General features: G+C 54.5%; 15 protein-coding genes. 10 read left to right on the forward strand and 5 right to left on the reverse strand.

Annotated elements, in window-relative coordinates:
• Window positions 1–42: 42 nt before the first annotated feature.
• Complete coding sequence (locus ACXAGD_RS18505; protein WP_475212730.1) at window positions 43–642, reverse strand: helix-turn-helix domain-containing protein; 600 nt, start codon at window positions 640–642, stop codon at window positions 43–45.
• Window positions 643–936: 294 nt separating this feature from the next.
• Entirely contained in the window at window positions 937–1,773 is an 837-nt protein-coding gene (locus tag ACXAGD_RS18510; RefSeq protein ID WP_475212732.1) for a LysR family transcriptional regulator, read from the reverse strand.
• A 90-nt stretch (window positions 1,774–1,863) separates the two neighbouring features.
• On the opposite strand from ACXAGD_RS18510, the gene ACXAGD_RS18515 reads away from it, so the two are divergent.
• Together ACXAGD_RS18515 and ACXAGD_RS18520 are read left to right on the forward strand one after the other, a co-directional pair.
• The gene (locus ACXAGD_RS18515; protein ID WP_475212734.1) at window positions 1,864–2,859 is read left to right on the forward strand and encodes a quinone oxidoreductase family protein; all 996 of its coding nucleotides are present in this window, start codon (window positions 1,864–1,866) and stop codon (window positions 2,857–2,859) included.
• Window positions 2,860–2,883: 24 nt separating this feature from the next.
• Window positions 2,884–3,633, forward strand: coding sequence for an SDR family oxidoreductase (locus ACXAGD_RS18520; protein WP_475212736.1), 750 nt, complete (start codon window positions 2,884–2,886; stop codon window positions 3,631–3,633).
• Window positions 3,634–3,734: 101 nt separating this feature from the next.
• On the opposite strand, the gene ACXAGD_RS18525 is transcribed toward ACXAGD_RS18520, so the two are convergent.
• Window positions 3,735–4,652: an MBL fold metallo-hydrolase gene (locus ACXAGD_RS18525; RefSeq protein WP_475212738.1), complete on the reverse strand. Its 918-nt coding sequence runs from the start codon at window positions 4,650–4,652 to the stop codon at window positions 3,735–3,737.
• A gap of 95 nt (window positions 4,653–4,747) precedes the next feature.
• Between ACXAGD_RS18525 and ACXAGD_RS18530 the strand changes: the two genes are divergently transcribed.
• The 3 genes from ACXAGD_RS18530 to ACXAGD_RS18540 all read left to right on the forward strand — a co-directional run bounded on the left by ACXAGD_RS18530 (window position 4,748) and on the right by ACXAGD_RS18540 (window position 9,084).
• The gene (locus ACXAGD_RS18530; RefSeq protein WP_475212740.1) at window positions 4,748–5,644 is read left to right on the forward strand and encodes a GlxA family transcriptional regulator; all 897 of its coding nucleotides are present in this window, start codon (window positions 4,748–4,750) and stop codon (window positions 5,642–5,644) included.
• Window positions 5,645–5,860: 216 nt separating this feature from the next.
• The gene (locus tag ACXAGD_RS18535) at window positions 5,861–7,027 is read left to right on the forward strand and encodes a hypothetical protein (RefSeq protein WP_475212742.1); all 1,167 of its coding nucleotides are present in this window, start codon (window positions 5,861–5,863) and stop codon (window positions 7,025–7,027) included.
• Window positions 7,024–9,084, forward strand: a complete 2,061-nt coding sequence (locus tag ACXAGD_RS18540) for a DUF3857 domain-containing transglutaminase family protein (protein ID WP_475212744.1) — start codon at window positions 7,024–7,026, stop codon at window positions 9,082–9,084. Before ACXAGD_RS18535 ends, ACXAGD_RS18540 begins: the two co-directional genes overlap by 4 nt.
• Before the next feature lie 464 nt (window positions 9,085–9,548).
• On the opposite strand, the gene ACXAGD_RS18545 is transcribed toward ACXAGD_RS18540, so the two are convergent.
• Window positions 9,549–10,427: a LysR family transcriptional regulator gene (locus ACXAGD_RS18545; RefSeq protein ID WP_475212745.1), complete on the reverse strand. Its 879-nt coding sequence runs from the start codon at window positions 10,425–10,427 to the stop codon at window positions 9,549–9,551.
• A gap of 161 nt (window positions 10,428–10,588) precedes the next feature.
• Between ACXAGD_RS18545 and ACXAGD_RS18550 the strand changes: the two genes are divergently transcribed.
• Together ACXAGD_RS18550 and ACXAGD_RS18555 are read left to right on the forward strand one after the other, a co-directional pair.
• Window positions 10,589–11,203, forward strand: coding sequence for a nitroreductase family protein (locus tag ACXAGD_RS18550; RefSeq protein WP_475212747.1), 615 nt, complete (start codon window positions 10,589–10,591; stop codon window positions 11,201–11,203).
• Between the two features lie 9 nt (window positions 11,204–11,212).
• Window positions 11,213–12,163: a DMT family transporter gene (locus tag ACXAGD_RS18555; RefSeq protein WP_475212749.1), complete on the forward strand. Its 951-nt coding sequence runs from the start codon at window positions 11,213–11,215 to the stop codon at window positions 12,161–12,163.
• A 17-nt stretch (window positions 12,164–12,180) separates the two neighbouring features.
• Here the strand turns inward: ACXAGD_RS18555 and ACXAGD_RS18560 are convergent, their stop codons facing one another.
• Window positions 12,181–13,083 (reverse strand): LysR family transcriptional regulator, encoded by a 903-nt coding sequence (locus ACXAGD_RS18560; protein ID WP_475212750.1) that lies wholly within the window; start codon window positions 13,081–13,083, stop codon window positions 12,181–12,183.
• 98 nt (window positions 13,084–13,181) lie between these two features.
• Here ACXAGD_RS18560 and ACXAGD_RS18565 point away from each other — a divergent pair, with 98 nt between their 5' ends.
• The 3 genes from ACXAGD_RS18565 to ACXAGD_RS18575 all read left to right on the forward strand — a co-directional run bounded on the left by ACXAGD_RS18565 (window position 13,182) and on the right by ACXAGD_RS18575 (window position 15,406).
• Window positions 13,182–13,787, forward strand: coding sequence for a hypothetical protein (locus tag ACXAGD_RS18565; RefSeq protein ID WP_475212752.1), 606 nt, complete (start codon window positions 13,182–13,184; stop codon window positions 13,785–13,787).
• Between the two features lie 16 nt (window positions 13,788–13,803).
• Window positions 13,804–14,667: an MBL fold metallo-hydrolase gene (locus ACXAGD_RS18570; RefSeq protein ID WP_475212754.1), complete on the forward strand. Its 864-nt coding sequence runs from the start codon at window positions 13,804–13,806 to the stop codon at window positions 14,665–14,667.
• 106 nt (window positions 14,668–14,773) lie between these two features.
• On the forward strand, window positions 14,774–15,406 hold the full coding sequence (locus ACXAGD_RS18575) for a dioxygenase family protein (RefSeq protein WP_475212756.1): 633 nt from the start codon (window positions 14,774–14,776) through the stop codon (window positions 15,404–15,406).
• Window positions 15,407–15,552: the final 146 nt, after the last annotated feature.

The following is a 15,552-nucleotide window of genomic DNA, read 5'->3' on the forward strand; positions in this document are numbered from 1 at the left end:
CTGCCAGGAATTCCTGACTATTTTCTGACCAGTCTCAGTGCGTCACGAGGGCCCTGTGTCCTTGATGGGTGAAGTTGTGACCCACAGCTCAACCGCCTCGGCCTCTCCAAGCACGACAGAATAATGTCGCGTTGAGGTGTCGTGATGTACGACATCTCCGGGGGACATGATGAAAATCTGGTCCCCCAAGTGATATTCTAGCTGACCCGAAATCAAATAGCAGAACGCCTCGCCGTCATGGCACATCTTTTCTGAAACATGGCCTGCAGGGCGGTGAACGACCTGTGGGTGAAATAATGCGCCCGAGAAGCCAGGCCCCAGTTTCTCATAAAAACGCCCGCGCGTTCCAAGGGAATAGGTTTGCCGTTTGTCCTTCGGTACATACTCTGAAAAGACTTTTGGCACACTAAGCAATTGTTCGATGCTGGTTTGCAATGCAGCTGCGATCGCCATCAACGACGTCAGGGACGGGGAGCTGAGCCCTCTTTCAACCTGAGACAGGAAGCCAGTCGTCAGGTCCGAGGACTTTGCCACTTGATCAAGCGTCAGCCCCATGGCTTTGCGCCGACGGCGGATGGCTTGACCCAACTCGGTCGGTTTACCCTTTGACTTGGCCTTGGCGCGCTCGGTCGGAGCTGACATGCGGTTTCTCCTGCGGTTGAGGGTTTGGCTATAAAACAGAATAATCGAGGGAAGATCAAAAAGTTTCTTAGTCTGACTAAAATCAAACCCAGTGGCTCCACACATACGAAGTTCCATCCAGCCAAACGGCAGCTCCATCTGAGAAATCAAGGTCGAACCCCACTTTCAATCATCGGAGTGATTGGAATTGGCCCGTGTGACGAGGCAAGTTTATGTGTTTGACGGTGGCGGAACGGAACTGTTTGCGCCCGAGGAATAGTTCAGGATCAGAGCGGGCACCATTTACGGGCTACGTCAGCCGGCAGCCATGTGGTCGATCAGATTTCTGATCCGCATCGGCAACAGACGACGGCTTGGGTAAACGACAAACATATCTCTGGTAAGCGGTTGAGCGTTCTCGACCTCCAAAGGCTGAGTGTCCCCGCCAACCATGTCTCTCGGCAGCATTGCGACACCCAGATTGCGACCAACCGCTTGTTTGATAACGTCCAGATCGCCGAAACTGTGAGCGATCTGATCTGGTTGTAGTGTCTCTCCTGTTTCGAGCACCCATGACTGCCCTGCGACCAGCGCGGGAAGGGCCACAAACTCTTCACGTGACAATGACCTCTGCAAACCATGATCTTTTGCGAATTCCACGCCGGCGCAGAAACAATAGTCAACAGACCAAAGCCGCTTGGCGATGAGGTTTGAATCCGACAACGGCCCCACCCGGAACGCCAGGTCAATGTTGTCGCGAAAGAAATCCAGAAAGAGGTTCGTCGTGGTCAGCTCAAATTCCACGTCCGGGTTCTGCTGAGCAAAGTCCAAAAGACGCGGACCGATGGTTTCGCGCGCCGCCAGCGGTGGTGCTGTTAAACGGATCATGTGTCGCCGCGTGTCATCGGCAAACCCCGCGACACCCTGGAGCGCTTCGATCGGATCCTGACACCCATCCAGCAGGCGGCGACCTTCTTCGGTCAGACGCACCTGACGGGTCGTGCGTTCAAACAGTTTAGTGCCCATATGATCCTCGAGATTGGCAATCCTGCGACTGACCCGGCTGAGTGGGATCCCCAAGTTTTCAGCGGCGATGGAAAAGCTGAGATGGTTTGCGACGGCGGTGAACAGGGCAAGGTCGTTATAGATCATTATCCCATTAATGGGATTATGCTTCCTATAAGCAACTATTATCGCCAATTGCCCTCATCGCTATCTTCTTCCCAACAGAAGGAGAACACCATGTCATATGCAATCGAAATTACCCGGACCGGTGGGCCCGAGGTCTTGCGCGAAGCTGATATTGCAGGAGCTGTGCCAGGGAGCGGCGCGGTCCTGATCCGCAACCAAGCCGGAGCTGTGAACTTTATCGATACGATCATTCGTCGAGGGGAAATGCCCGAAGGGATGATGCCCGCCCTGCCTGTTGTGCCGGGTGTTGAAGGTGCCGGGATAGTCGAAGCCATCGGCGACCGTGTCGACGGGATTGCAGTGGGCGACCGCGTGGCTTGGATGGGACCGATTGGGGCGGGCGGTTATGGCACGCATTCGGTAATCGGCGCAGTATACGTGACCCGGATTTCCGATGAAATCAGCTTTGATATCGCGGCGTCGATCCCGGTAAATGCGATGACCGCCTACCACATGCTGGTCAATCTGGGCAGAGCAAGTTCCGGGGAAACGGTGCTGGTTCATGCTGCCGCTGGTGGAGTTGGAACGATGGCTCTGCAGATCGCGAAACACCTGGGCCTGACGGTGATTGCTTCGGTCAGCACTGACAAAACGGACTATGCGCTCCAGCAAGGCGCTGATCACGTTATCGACTATCGCAAAGAAGACGTCGCCGAGCGGGTGATGAACCTGACGGGCGGGCGCGGCGTCGACCTGACGCTGAACCCGATTTCAGGCGAAACCCTGAAATCCGATCTCGACGCGTTGGCGCCGCTGGGAACAGCCATTCTTTTTGGTTTCCTGGCGGGCCCGCCCGCAGGCAGCTTTACCGAGGACCTTGCGAAGCACTTCCAGAAATCAGTGGCGGTACGCGTCAGCGATATTTATACCTATTTCACCCATCATCCCAAAGCGTTCAGCGCAGATATGGCGACCGTGTTCGACCTTTTGAAGCAGGGTGTGCTGTGCCCTCAGATCACGACCCTACCCATTGCTGAGGCCGCAGAAGCACATCGCCGTCTGGAAGCGGGTGAAACCACTGGCAAGCTTGTCCTGACCTACAACTGATCTGTCAAATCGACCAATTTGGGAATGACCAAAATGAACACCGTTTTCGAAACTGCCCTTGCGGGCAAGCACATAGTCGTTGTCGGCGGCAGCAGCGGTATTGGCAAAGCCACCGCCAAAATGGCCGTGACCCTTGGGGCAAATATCACCATCGCCAGCCGCAATGCCGATAAACTGAACGCCGCCGCCGCAGAGATTGGGGGCGCCGTGCAAATCGCGCCGTTGGACATGACAGACGAGGGCGGTGTGAAAGCCTGGGTCAAAGGGCTTGGCAGGGTAGATCATCTGGTGATCTCAGCCTCCAGCGCTGCCCATGGCGCTTTCTCCGAACTGCCGACAGGTGACCTGCGCGGCATGTTCGAGGCCAAGTTTACAGGCCCCTACGTCACCGCAAGAGAAGTGCTGGCGTCTCTGACAGAAGGGGGCTCGATTGCCTTCTTCTCAGGCGTTCTGAGCCGTCGTCCATCTGCGGGGGCCACAGGTCTTGGAGCTGTGAACGCAGCGGTTGAAGCGCTGACAAAAGGACTGGCGCTTGAACTTGCCGGACGCGCGCGTGTGAATTGCATCAGCCCCGGCATGGTCGCCACTGAGGCCTATGAGGGAATGCCTCAGGAAGCGCGGGACGCAATGTATGTTGAGGTAGCGAGCCGCTTGCCGGTCGGTCACATCGGGCAGGCTGAAGACATCGCTCAGGCCGTTATCATGGCCATGACAAACCGGTATCTGACAGGTGCTGTGTTGGACGTGGATGGTGGGCATTTGGTGCGGGCCTGAACACAGAATCTTGGCTGACGGAACACGCAACTGGTCTCATCTTTGTCCAAAGTAGGAGGGGGCGAAAGCGCAGGATAGTGCTTTCGCCTCAGTCTTGATCGTCACACCAGTGGAACAAAAACGAAACCTTCTCCATCGCGTGTGACGCGCCCGGTTCCGGGATAGCTGAGATGAGTGGCTGAAAAGACCGTTTCAGTGTCGGCCAGTTGACCAAGCAGTTTTGTTCTGGTTGCGATGGCCTGTTCCGGGTCGGAATCGAGCGCATAACTTATCTTTGGATTTGTGAACTGAAGCGCCTCGGAAATGATGGCATCACCAACAATGAACAGCTCTTCGCCATTCTCGGCAATGATGCGCACGCCGCTGTGGCCAGGGGTGTGACCAACCAGTGGCTCTAATGTGATACCACTGCCCAGATCCGCTTCACCCGTATAGGTTTTGACACGATCCGCCAGTGGGGCAGCAATCGATCGCAGTAAATCAATCATGGGCTTGTCCGCCTCGGGCGCGGTGGCTGGCAGGCCCGGGTCGGTCCAGAACACCCATTCAGCTTCTGCCACGTGAATGGTCGCATTGCGAAACCCACCAGCGTTTGGCCCCATCAGCCCACCGATATGATCGGCATGCATATGGGTTAGGACGATATCGGTGATGGCATCTTTTTCGATCCCTTCTGCCGCCAGTAATGCGTCCAGTTTGCCGACAGTCGGAAACATCTCGGACAGCGCTACACCCGAACCGGTATCAACCAAAACGACGCGGTCGTCGTCGCGCACCAACCAGACGGTTGCTCCTATGTCGATGGGATCACCTGCAGTGGCGACCGCTGTATCACCAGCGCCCTGAAAGAAAGCAGCGGGGATTTCGAAATGGCCGTCGGACAGCATTGAAACCGTAGTCGTGCCGATCTTCAAAGAGGCGATCTCAGCCGCGAAAACGGCCTTGGGCAAACCGGCAAGTGCGGCGGCACCAAGCAGTGCGGTTGAAAATGTGCGCCGGGTCAGTTCTGGAGTTCTCATCTGTTGATCCTTTCACGTTTCTGGACCCCAATTTGCTGTTTATCGGGTTCTGCGCTATTGGCAGGCATGACAAAAACTATGCAGAGAATGCCGAATTGACCGCCCAAACACGTATTGCGATTGTTAGATACCGGGGAGCATTGGCCTCAGCCGTTCACGGCATCGAAGAGATGCTGAGTTTTGCCGGAAGTCTTGAGGGTCATCGTTCACTGCACGTGGCCATCACCGAAACGGTGGTTCCCGGATTTGATGTCTATGTCCTGCCGCCGGCCGGGCAAGAGATCGACGTAACAGCCCAACCCGACATTCCGAAGTTTCTGAAACAAGAGCACGCGCGCGGTGCGCTCGTATGCTCGGTTTGCGTTGGGCTAGTTTGGTTGGCAGAGGCAGGTGTTTTAGGCAATCGCCCTGTAACCACACATTGGGGGTTGGAAGCGCTTATGGCGCAGCAATACCCCGACGCCGCGACGGACGTTGATCAGATATTGATCGAGCACTCAGACCTGACAACTGCCGGGGGTATGATGGCTTGGGTGGATTTGTCGATGGCGCTAGTTGAACGGTTTGTTGGCCGCGACGCGATGATTGAAACTTCGCGCCGGTTTGTTGTTGACGTGGGCCGGATGGATCAACGGCGCTATCGGAGTTTTACCCCGGACCTGTCGCATCAGGATGTTGCGATCCGAAAGGCACAGCTGGCCATTGAAAGCGACTTTGCGTTGCGTTTGTCGGTGAATTATCTGGCCCAAAAGGCGGGGTTGGCGGAACGCACTTTCATCCGCCGCTTTACAGCTGTTACCAGAATGACGCCGATGACTTACGTGCAAGCTATCCGGCTCGAGAAGGCCAAAGACCTTCTGATCCACTCGACAAAGCAAATCCAGCAAGTTGCGTTTGACTCAGGGTATGCGGACCATTCCGCCTTTGGCCGTAAATTTCATCAGGCAACGGGGATGTCACCAAAGGATTTCCGGCGGAAATTCTCGGCCTGAGAGCAAGGCTGGGAAGTCGTTCAGCATACAGTCGACTGCAGCAATCGAGTGTGTGTCGTGGATCACGCTATTACGCAATGTCGACTCCTCTAAAGAAGTTGCAAAATTGAATATTTACAGGATTTTACGCCACCGCCATAGTTGCATCACATTGCAACCATAGTTTGAGTTTCAACCTAATAGTTACGCGCATCAGTTTTTGAACCTAGTACATAGATGAACCAAGAGTCCTTTAACCAGTCGCTGTCCTTTACGGCCGTTGTGGATTTTCGCGATCACAATATGGCCAAGAGGTATTGGCTTCGAAAGGCCATTTGGAAGACGTCCGGGTTTCTTGTGCTAATCGGGATAATTCTATGGGCTGTACTCAATCAGGCCGTGCCTGCCGTTATGGTGACAATCTGGCCCGAGCAATTTGAACCTTCAGACCAACAGATTTGGATGTCTGCTGTGATTGTATGCGGTTTTGGGGTTTGGACTTGGTCCACTGCCAATGGGCTTGGGCGGCTACTCGTAAGACACAAGCGGCCTCTGGATGCTCCCGACGATGGTTTTAGGGACGGTGTAAGCCGGGGATTGGTCAAGTTCGCGGTTAACCGTGACGGCCTGTCTTGGAAGTATAATTACCTTCACGATGAGATGCATTTTGCGTCCATAAAAAGAGTGTTCCGCTGGCGCGACCTAATATTGGTAAAGCAGCGCTGGCCGGAAATACACTACACGGCACACCCAAGTGGTAAATCGCAAGCCACAAAGTTTGTTAGGGCAATCAGGAAATCAAAGAAGCAGACTTCATCCGATGGTTGGAGATTTCCCGAAGACAGTCGAGAATGGGCTGTGTTCGAACTTCCCTCTGACGTGTACGAAACATCTTGCGGCTCTAAGAAATCGTCAATCGGCTTGGTTTCACATATTTTCTTAACCGGGGTGAATATCTTTGTAGCAGGTCTGTTTGTCGTTGCCGCGCGCAACGCAGGCAACGTTGGCGAACAACTTGTGTTCTTGTTTTTGGGTGCGTGTTTTCTTCCAGCTTTAGCCTTTGATATCCCGTGGCTTTGGCAGGGTGTAAAACGACGTATAAAGGGCCTGTCGCCGTTCGGCTCTGCCATACCCGGATACAGCTGCGGGAAAACCGCCTATCGCGTTCGGAGTGGTGGCATAGATGTGCGACGCGTTTTCCTGAAACGGTCATTCGATGATCAGGCTATATCCATCGTCGAGGAAGACGAAGGTTGGGCCACGATACGCGGCGGGGATCAGGTATTGGCCGTTCTGCCATGTTCCGATGCCCTGCGTCAGCATTTCGTGTCTGCGGGCTTTTCTCCAGAAGGTGGGTCCTGGGGTGCTCAGGACCAGAACCGCAAGTGGCTCAGAATCTCATGAAGACAAGTGTTTATCTGGCAATGCTCGGCTTTTTGAGTTTCGTTTCCTCGGCGTTGGCCAATGGCGCAGACTACACCCCTGTTCCCGATTGGGTCGATCAGACCGGAATTGAAATGCAGGCCAGCGACTCCGACGATCATTCCTCCAAAGGTATCGCTTACATCCTTTATGACAAACAGGTTCGGCTTGAAGAAGACGGCTATTCCACTTTTCGTCGTTACAAATTGCAGGTCGTTGCGCGCCCCGGGCTTGAAAGTGCCGGCACGGTAAACCTGTCTTACGATCCGTCTGAAGACAGCGTCGTTTTCCATCATCTTCACCGGATCAGAAATGGACAGGTTTCCGATCTGTCTGACACCGAATTCCTGAGCATTCGCCGCGAGACGGAAATTGAAGCAGGGATTCTGGATGGAACTTTGACGTTGCATGCCACGATTGCCGATTTGCAGGTCGGTGACGTTCTGGATTTTGCCTGGTCGGTGCGTAGCAAGCCCAGTGTGTTCAAATCGCACTATCTTGAATGGGTTACAGAAAAACCAAGTGCGCTGAGCAGGATGGAGCGCTTTCGGTTGCTTGTGCCAGAAGGTCGAACAATCTCAATTGAGGGCCCGGCAAAGCCCGACGTGCGTATTTCTGATGGGTGGACCGATTATCGATGGGAACATCGTGACAAAGTGCGGCCAGACTACTCCGACGACACAGAACGTTGGGAAGATGTATTCGGCGAAACCCAAGTAGTCACCGACACGCAGTGGGAAGATGTTCTCGCGGACTTAGGGCAGTCTTATCTTCCGGGAAACCTGCCCAGCGACCTGCTGGACAGAATTGCTTCGTTGCCGCGAGGCGATACTCAATTCATGGCAACTCAGGCATTCCGTATGGTTCAGGATGAAATCAGGTATTTCGGAACCGAGATCGGCGCAGGTGGATACCTGCCACGAACGCCCGAGACTGTGTGGTCAAGGAAATTTGGCGACTGCAAGGATAAGTCGATCCTTCTGGTGTCCATATTGAAAGAGTTGGGAATTACATCTGACGTCGTGCTTGTTCATTCAAGCAACGGTCGCAACTTACCGAGCTATGTGCCTTCACCGTATCTGTTTAACCATGCAATCGTTCGGGTGTTTGATGGCGAGGAGACGTTCTTCCTTGATCCAACGGATGTGCTGCAGGGGGGTATTGGCTCCAAAGTCACAACCTCAGATTTCTTTTGGGGTCTGCCTGTTTCCCAGGGCGAAGCGGAGCTGGTTTCGATAGCCAAGTATTCGCCGCCAGCGCCGGAATACGAAGTGCACGACCGGTATGAGTTCAAGTCTGATGACGACTACGCGGCTGAGCTTTTCGTAAAAACTACGTTTCGCGGAAAAGAAGCAGACTGGTTTCGCTACAAGCTTGCACGTGACGGTTTGGCCGATCGTGCTGAGTCATATCTTGAATATTATGAAGGTCGTTTTCCTGGTGCTGTCAGTCTGACACCATTGTACTATACCGACGACAAAGACGCCAACCTGCTGGTAACGACCGAGCATTATGGCCTGCCTAACGCGGGTTTTGAGGAAAAGCGCTATTGGGAGAAGTTCTACCTCAACCCCTATGCAACAAAGGGCGAACTGGAAGAGCTTCCGGACGAAGAGTTGAAGACGCCTTACTATCTGGAGCCTTTGTTCAAGAAACACCACATTGAGCTGGTTGGTGACCTACGCATTGATCCACCGAAGCCCTTGCAGATTGAATCACAGCACATCCGTTACAGCCGGGTCGGCAACCAGATCGAAAACGGAATCTCGGCGACTTATGAAATTGAAGTAGTGGCGGACTCGGTACAGCCGGACGAGGCAGATGAGTATCGCGCATCTTTCGAAGAACAAGATGACCAGGCCGATTGGCGTTACAAGCTGACGGCCCCGGGTTCGTTGCAAGATCCCCTGCAGGTAGAAGTGATCGAAGGTTGGCGGATGGAACAAGTCGCTCTGATTTTCTCGTTTCTTTTTGTATCGGCGCTTGTCACCGTCGGCATATTTTGGGGGATGAGGAAGGAACGGGCTGACACAGTCTAGGGTATCTGACGCCAATTCTGTGCGCGTAAAGTGGGAGGCCGAAAGTTTAGATTTCCGGAGGTTTCAGGCGGACATGCCGCGCGAGGGCTGCACGAGGGTATGTGCATCGTCTTGTACTGAACGAATGCAGTGAAAGATTTGGTCCAATCCCAATTCGGCGGCATTCTGCAGGTTTCCGCCTTTTCGGAACTGCACGATGTGACAGCCTGGGTTTTGACGTCACTCAGTTCCGTGCGGATTTCATTTATAGTTCGGGTCTCATTGCTGACCTTTTGCACGAAACGACGCATCCCTTGCGCAAAGTGGTGCATCAGGTTCTCGATCTTGGCGATGAAAGCACCGGCAGAAAATGCAAAAAATCTCGTCCGATCTGCTTTCGGGTGATTGATCAATGACAAGGGAAAAGTTCATCAGGTTCAACTCGCTCAAACTTAAGAGTGAACTTCGAAAAATGGGGGCTCAAGCTATGCGCTCAGCTCCTCAACCAGAAAATCGATGAACACCCGGACTTTTGAGACAACGTGGCGCCGTGACGGATACACGGCGTAAAGTGAGGTTTCGTTTGGTGCCCAGTGCTCCAACGCAGCACAAAGCCGTCCCGATGCAAGATCGTCCTCGACATACATACGGGGAATGAGGCTAAGGCCAAATCCAGCTCGCAAAGCATCGCGCACTGCAAGGCTGGAGGACACCTTGTAACGGCCGTTTACCGGAACGCTGACCGAGCGGTTGCCGTTTTGGAAAGACCATTTTGCGGTATGGTCCGATAAGCTGAACTGAATGCAATTGTGCTGGGAAATGTCTTCGGGTTTCTCTGGTTGTCCATGCGCGTCGAAATAAGATGGCGCTGCGCACAACACGTGGTCCATGACCATCAGCTTGCGCGCGATCAGGCCTGAATCCTCAAGATTGTCACTCGCGCGGAGGGCGATATCGAAGCCGTCCTCGACCAGATTGACCCTCCTGTCATCAAGGTTCAGGTCCAAAGACACGTCCGGATAGCGTTCCAGGAACTTCGGAATTACGTCCGTCAGACCGACCAGCGATACGGTGACCGGAGCGCTGACACGCAGGAGACCGCTGGGCGTATTCTGAGCGGCTTGGAGTATCCCGTCCGCGTCGTTCAGATCGTCCAGAAATTGAACAACGCGCTCGAAGTAAAGCGTTCCGGCTTCGGTCAGGCTCATTCGGCGTGTGGTCCGGTTGATCAGACGCGTGGAAAGATGCGTTTCCAACTCACTAACGTTCTTACTGACCGCAGCTGGTGACAGGCCAAGATGGCGGGAAGCTGCTGCAAAGCTGCCGCGCTCGACGACCGTGCGAAATACATTGAGTGCTGTCATTCGATCCATCGTTATTCACTATCAGTAAATAGTGCAGTCACCAATCGCATAATTCACCACCACGAATTACGGGCGTATTTTGGCATGAGATCGGCAGGGCGCCTCAACTGCGCGCGCTGTCCTGAACGAAGATCGAATTCAAACATACATGAGAGCCTGAAATGCGCACCGAAAGAAACCCAGACCATCCGATTGAACCGCTTTTCCTGTCGCGCTGGTCGCCACGATCCTTTGACGCCTCAGCGATGCCAGAGCCGCATCTTCTGACCATTCTCGAGGCCGGCCGCTGGGCGCCTTCCGCCTTCAACGTTCAGCCCTGGCGGTTCCTCTATGCCATGCGGGACAGTGTTCATTGGTCGGCCTTTGTTTCCCTTCTGGACCCGTTTAATCAAAACTGGGCCACAGACGCCTCGGCCTTGGTCTTTCTGGTGTCGGATACGGTGATGCCGGGCGACGAAAACCGGCCCGAGAAAGCCTCGCGTTACAACAGTTTCGATGCAGGGGCCGCGTGGGTGCAGATTGCGCTTCAGGCTTCCGCACTCGGATATGCCGCTCATGCGATGGCAGGCCTTGTCTTTGAACGGGTGCCACAAGTACTGGAATTGCCGGACCGTTTCCGGCTTGAGATTGGGATCGCGATCGGGCGTCAGGCGGGCGCTGGACGCTTGCCGCAGGAGTTGAAAACGCGGGAAGTGCCAAGTGGGCGCATGCCTCTGGAACAGATCTCCTTTTCCGGTCCATTTCCAACCCGTTTCAGCACGATTGCAGCCGAGTAGGAGTTCGCGATGCCGACGCAACCGATAAATTCCGTCTCAGACTTGCCAGTTCACGGCTTGATGTTGGTGGCGACCGTTCTGGTGGCCACGTCCTTTCCGGTCGCGGCTGCGATAACAGGCGACCTGGATAGCGTTGTGCTTACCTTCATTCGCTTTACTCTGGCGACCCTATTGTTTGCGCCCATCGTTTTGTGGCGGTACGGGCTGGTTCTTCCCAAATCGTCCGACTTTTTGCGGTACGGTGTACTCAGCATCCTGTTGGTCACGTTCTTCTGGTGCATGTTTACTGCGCTGCGCATGACCTCAGCCCTCAACACAGCGGCGATATTCGCGCTGAACCCGATAATCACGGCAACCATCGCCGCGTTACTATTGCGTGAAAGGATGTCGCTGCAGGCACATATTGCCCTGCCAATTGGGGCAGTAGGAGCGATCTGGGTCATTTTCCGGGGTGATCCCAATGCGTTTATGGCGCTTGAATTCGGTGCAGGTGACATCGTGTTCCTCGCCGGTACTATCGCGCTTGCCGCCTATGCAACGCTAGTAAAACTCTTGCACCGGGGCGAGCCAATGGCCCATATGACCTTCTGGATCCTCGCGACCGGCTCGATATGGCTGCTTTTGCTATCGCTTCCCAAATTGGGGGGTATCCAATGGTCTGTGATCCCGTTCAAAGTCTTCGCCGGTATCGCCTACCTGTCGATTTTCACCACGATCGTCACGTTCTTTGCATTTCAGTGGAGCACTACCAGAATCGGGCCGACCCGGGTTGCGGCCTATACGTTTCTGAACCCTGCGCTGGTACTTATAATCGGGCTGGTATTCGGTGCGGCCATGCCTCCCGCAGCGACATGGCCAGGTGTGATTTTGGTGATCGTGGCGACCGTCATATTGCAATCAGTTAAGAAGTTTGGCCGTCGCAAGGAGAGGTTAAAGCCTTGCCTGACATCACAATCCTGAACGGCCCTGTTGCCAAGCTATTTCATCGTCGCACGCAGGTCTTTGGCGAGGAAATTAGTAAATTTCTGGGTGGCCGCAGATCGAAATTGCGTCGGGGGGTAAACGGCATAGATGCCCCCAGACCGCAGTTGCCAGTCAGGCAAAAGTTGGGTTAACGCGCCGCTTGACAGTTCCTGGCGCACGAAGAAGTCAGGTAGAATGGATATGCCCGCGCTGTGGACGGCCAAAGCTCGGATCACCGCAGTCTCATCAGCTGAAAGAGCGGTATTCATCGTGACCCGCTCTGTTTCGCCGGATGGTGACGAAAAGCTCCAACTTGATGGCTTTGGCAGCGCCCGGTGTTCGATAAATGGGAAAGCGGCCAGATCGGTAGGATGAGAGGGCACCCCGTACTTTTCGATCAGCACAGGCGATGCCACGGCGAATTGTTGGAAATCGGCCAGCTTGCGCGCAATGTTCGAGGAGTCTGACAGCCAGCCAACACGAAACGCCACATCAAATCGCGACTCGACAGGATCCATGCGCATATCGCTGAGCGTCAGATTGATCGTCACCGATGGGTAGGTCGCTTGAAACTCGGCAACCATGGGTGAAATGAACGTCACCCCAAGGTCAAGCGGTGCCGTGATGGACAACGTCCCCGAGGGTTCCGCACGTCCGTGCCGCACCATCTCATAGGCTTCTTCAGCCTGGGCCACCGATGCCCTCGCCGCTTCAAAGAACGACTGTCCAGTCTCCGTCAGCTTCAGGTGGCGAGAGTTCCGTATGATCAAAGTCGCACCCAATTCCTGCTCAAGCAGTTGCAATTGCTTGCTGACCACCGCCTTGCTGATGCGCATCCGTTCTGCTGCGGCAGTAATGGACCCTGCTTCGGCAATGGCCACAAAATACTCAAGACGGTTGAGGTTTGGCTTCTTCACTGATTGTCACCTTTTGACTGACGCTTAGTCTATAAAGGTTGCCTTTAGACTACAATCTCATCCCCTTAAATGTGGTTTCGAACGAATTGGAGACCGCGATGACGCGTTTCATCTACATCTACGATACGTATTGCGGCTGGTGCTACGGCGCCGCGCCTGTTGTTTCAGCGTTGATGGATAGCGGTGCCGAAGTTTCCGTGATGCATTGCTCCCTGTTTCATGGGGCAAATGCGCATCGGATAGGCGATGGGTTTGGCCGGATCGCACTGCAATATGACCGGCTGATTGCCCAATTGAGCGGGCAGGTTTTCAGCGACGCATACCGTCAAAAAGTGCTGGGCAACCGGGACGAAGTGCTTGAAACGGGCCTGTCCGCGCAGGCGGCTGCTCTGGTCCATGATCAGCGCGCCAAGGTGGAAATGGCTTTGGCACGTCAACTACAGACAGCCCGTTATGTCCAAGGTGTTTCAGCCAGCGCCGAGGCTGAGATTCTGGAGACCCTCGCACAATTTGGTGTCACCTTTCCGTTGAAATACGGCGCTGGAATGGCTGCTGAGTTCAGCGCCGAAGCCACTGCTCTGATGGCCCATTGCGGACTTCAGGGCGTACCGGCGTTGTTGCGTGAACAAAACGGCAGGATCGAGCAGATCACCATTCCCAATTTCTACAAAGCCCCCAAACAGATCGCGGCTTTCGCCGCCTAACCCAAAGGAAAAGAACATGAAAACGTTTCTGGCCTCTACTGCCGCTGTGTTGATGTCGACCGCAGCTTTCGCCGCCGACCTGACGATCACGCATTTCACTCCGAACGCGGGAAGCTTTTTTCCCGTGTCTTCGAACCTGATCGAAGGTCCGACCGAGGTTATTCTGGTTGACGCCCAGTTTGAAAAAGACGATGCGGAAAAGCTGGTTGAGATGATCAAAGCCACCGGCAAGACCCTCACCACCATTTACATCAGCCACAAAGACCCCGACTACTATTTCGGTTTGGACACGATCAATGCAGCGTTCCCCGAGGCCAAGATCGTCGCTACCCCCGCGACCGTGAAAGGCATTAACGAGACCATCCAGATCAAGTTTGACTATTGGGGGCCCAAGCTGGAAGGCAATGCACCGACCGAACAAGTCGTGCCCGATGTTCTGAAAGGCAATCAGTTGACCGTTGATGGCGAAGCTGTGGACATCATCGGCCTAGACGGTCATGACCCAGCGCACACCTTCCTGTGGGTTCCGTCGCAGAAAACCGTATTGGGTGGTGTTGCCTTGTATGAAAACCTGCATGTCTGGATCGCTGACAACCAAACCCCCGAAAGCCGCGATGAGTGGGGCGCAACTTTGGGTCAGGTCGAGGCTCTGAACCCCAAGCGTGTTATCCCCGGCCACGTGATCGGTGAAAGCGCCGAAGACGCAAGCATCATTGCCTTCACCAAAGAATACGTTGCGGTCTTTGAAGCAGCGGCAGAAAAGGCCAAAAACTCGGCTGAGCTGATCGCAGCTATGACCGCTGCTTATCCGAACTTTGAAAACGTAGGAGATTTGGAACTGAGCGCCAAGGTTGTCGAGGGAGAAGTTTCCTGGCCGTAAATCGCCGCACAAGGGCAAGAGGCCAGATATCTGATAATATACCCTTGGGCACAGAGGTGTCAGCCACATCCGGCTGGCACCTCGACGGGTTTCGAGAGGAGCTGTCATGAAACAGGTATTGCGAACACGTCGGAAAATCCTGACCGGGCTGCTGGCCGTCGGGGGAAATGTTGCGCTGGCCAAAACTGCGGCAGCCGCGCCACAGACACCACGGGCCAGTGAAGGCCCGTATTATCCGGAACCAAAAATGCGATTCCCAGATACCGACAATGATCTGGTCAAAATCTCGGGCCTGGTGCGCAAAGCCGGGGGCGAGATCTTTACCCTGAACGGGCAGATCTTTGATGCTGCGGGAAATCCGCTTGCCGGGCATCGGATCGAAATCTGGCAATGTGACATGAACGGAAAATACCTGCACCCAGGGGACAGCCGAAAAGTCGCGTACGATCAGGGATTTCAGGGTTTTGGTCATGACATTACCGATGGGCAGGGGCGTTATTCCTTTCGCACCATCAAGCCGGGCAAATACCCCGGCCGTACGCCGCATATCCATGTGAAGGTTTTTGATGATGCAGGGCGCGAAGTGCTGACCACGCAATTCTACGAGGCAGGGAATGCCGAAAACAAACGCGACGGTTTGTTTCGCCGCATGTCGGACGCGCAGGCGAAAAGCGTATCCATGACCTACGGAACCGGCACCAAAGGGCTAGAGGCTACCGTCAATGTCACGCTTGCATAGTCGGGGCAGCGCTCAAGCTTAAAGCAAGGGAGCAGTTTTAGGGAAGCTCTGGGCACAGAGACATGCGGCTGACATCCGTATTGCCGTATTCGGCGTGGATGACAGCGCAAGAACTGTTGATCCGTCATTCTGCTCAAACCTGCTCG

The organism is Ruegeria sp. ABF4_144 (assembly GCF_056160045.1).

Bases quoted from the DNA above. Each gene is read 5' to 3' on its own strand.
- ACXAGD_RS18505 (WP_475212730.1), bottom strand. From the start codon at position 642: ATGTCAGCTCCGACCGAGCGCGCCAAGGCCAAGTCAAAGGGTAAACCG.
- ACXAGD_RS18510 (WP_475212732.1), bottom strand. From the start codon at position 1,773: ATGATCTATAACGACCTTGCCCTGTTCACCGCCGTCGCAAACCATCTC.
- ACXAGD_RS18515 (WP_475212734.1), top strand. From the start codon at position 1,864: ATGTCATATGCAATCGAAATTACCCGGACCGGTGGGCCCGAGGTCTTG.
- ACXAGD_RS18520 (WP_475212736.1), top strand. From the start codon at position 2,884: ATGACCAAAATGAACACCGTTTTCGAAACTGCCCTTGCGGGCAAGCAC.
- ACXAGD_RS18525 (WP_475212738.1), bottom strand. From the start codon at position 4,652: ATGAGAACTCCAGAACTGACCCGGCGCACATTTTCAACCGCACTGCTT.
- ACXAGD_RS18535 (WP_475212742.1), top strand. From the start codon at position 5,861: ATGAACCAAGAGTCCTTTAACCAGTCGCTGTCCTTTACGGCCGTTGTG.
- ACXAGD_RS18540 (WP_475212744.1), top strand. From the start codon at position 7,024: ATGAAGACAAGTGTTTATCTGGCAATGCTCGGCTTTTTGAGTTTCGTT.
- ACXAGD_RS18545 (WP_475212745.1), bottom strand. From the start codon at position 10,427: ATGACAGCACTCAATGTATTTCGCACGGTCGTCGAGCGCGGCAGCTTT.
- ACXAGD_RS18550 (WP_475212747.1), top strand. From the start codon at position 10,589: ATGCGCACCGAAAGAAACCCAGACCATCCGATTGAACCGCTTTTCCTG.
- ACXAGD_RS18555 (WP_475212749.1), top strand. From the start codon at position 11,213: ATGCCGACGCAACCGATAAATTCCGTCTCAGACTTGCCAGTTCACGGC.
- ACXAGD_RS18565 (WP_475212752.1), top strand. From the start codon at position 13,182: ATGACGCGTTTCATCTACATCTACGATACGTATTGCGGCTGGTGCTAC.
- ACXAGD_RS18570 (WP_475212754.1), top strand. From the start codon at position 13,804: ATGAAAACGTTTCTGGCCTCTACTGCCGCTGTGTTGATGTCGACCGCA.
- ACXAGD_RS18575 (WP_475212756.1), top strand. From the start codon at position 14,774: ATGAAACAGGTATTGCGAACACGTCGGAAAATCCTGACCGGGCTGCTG.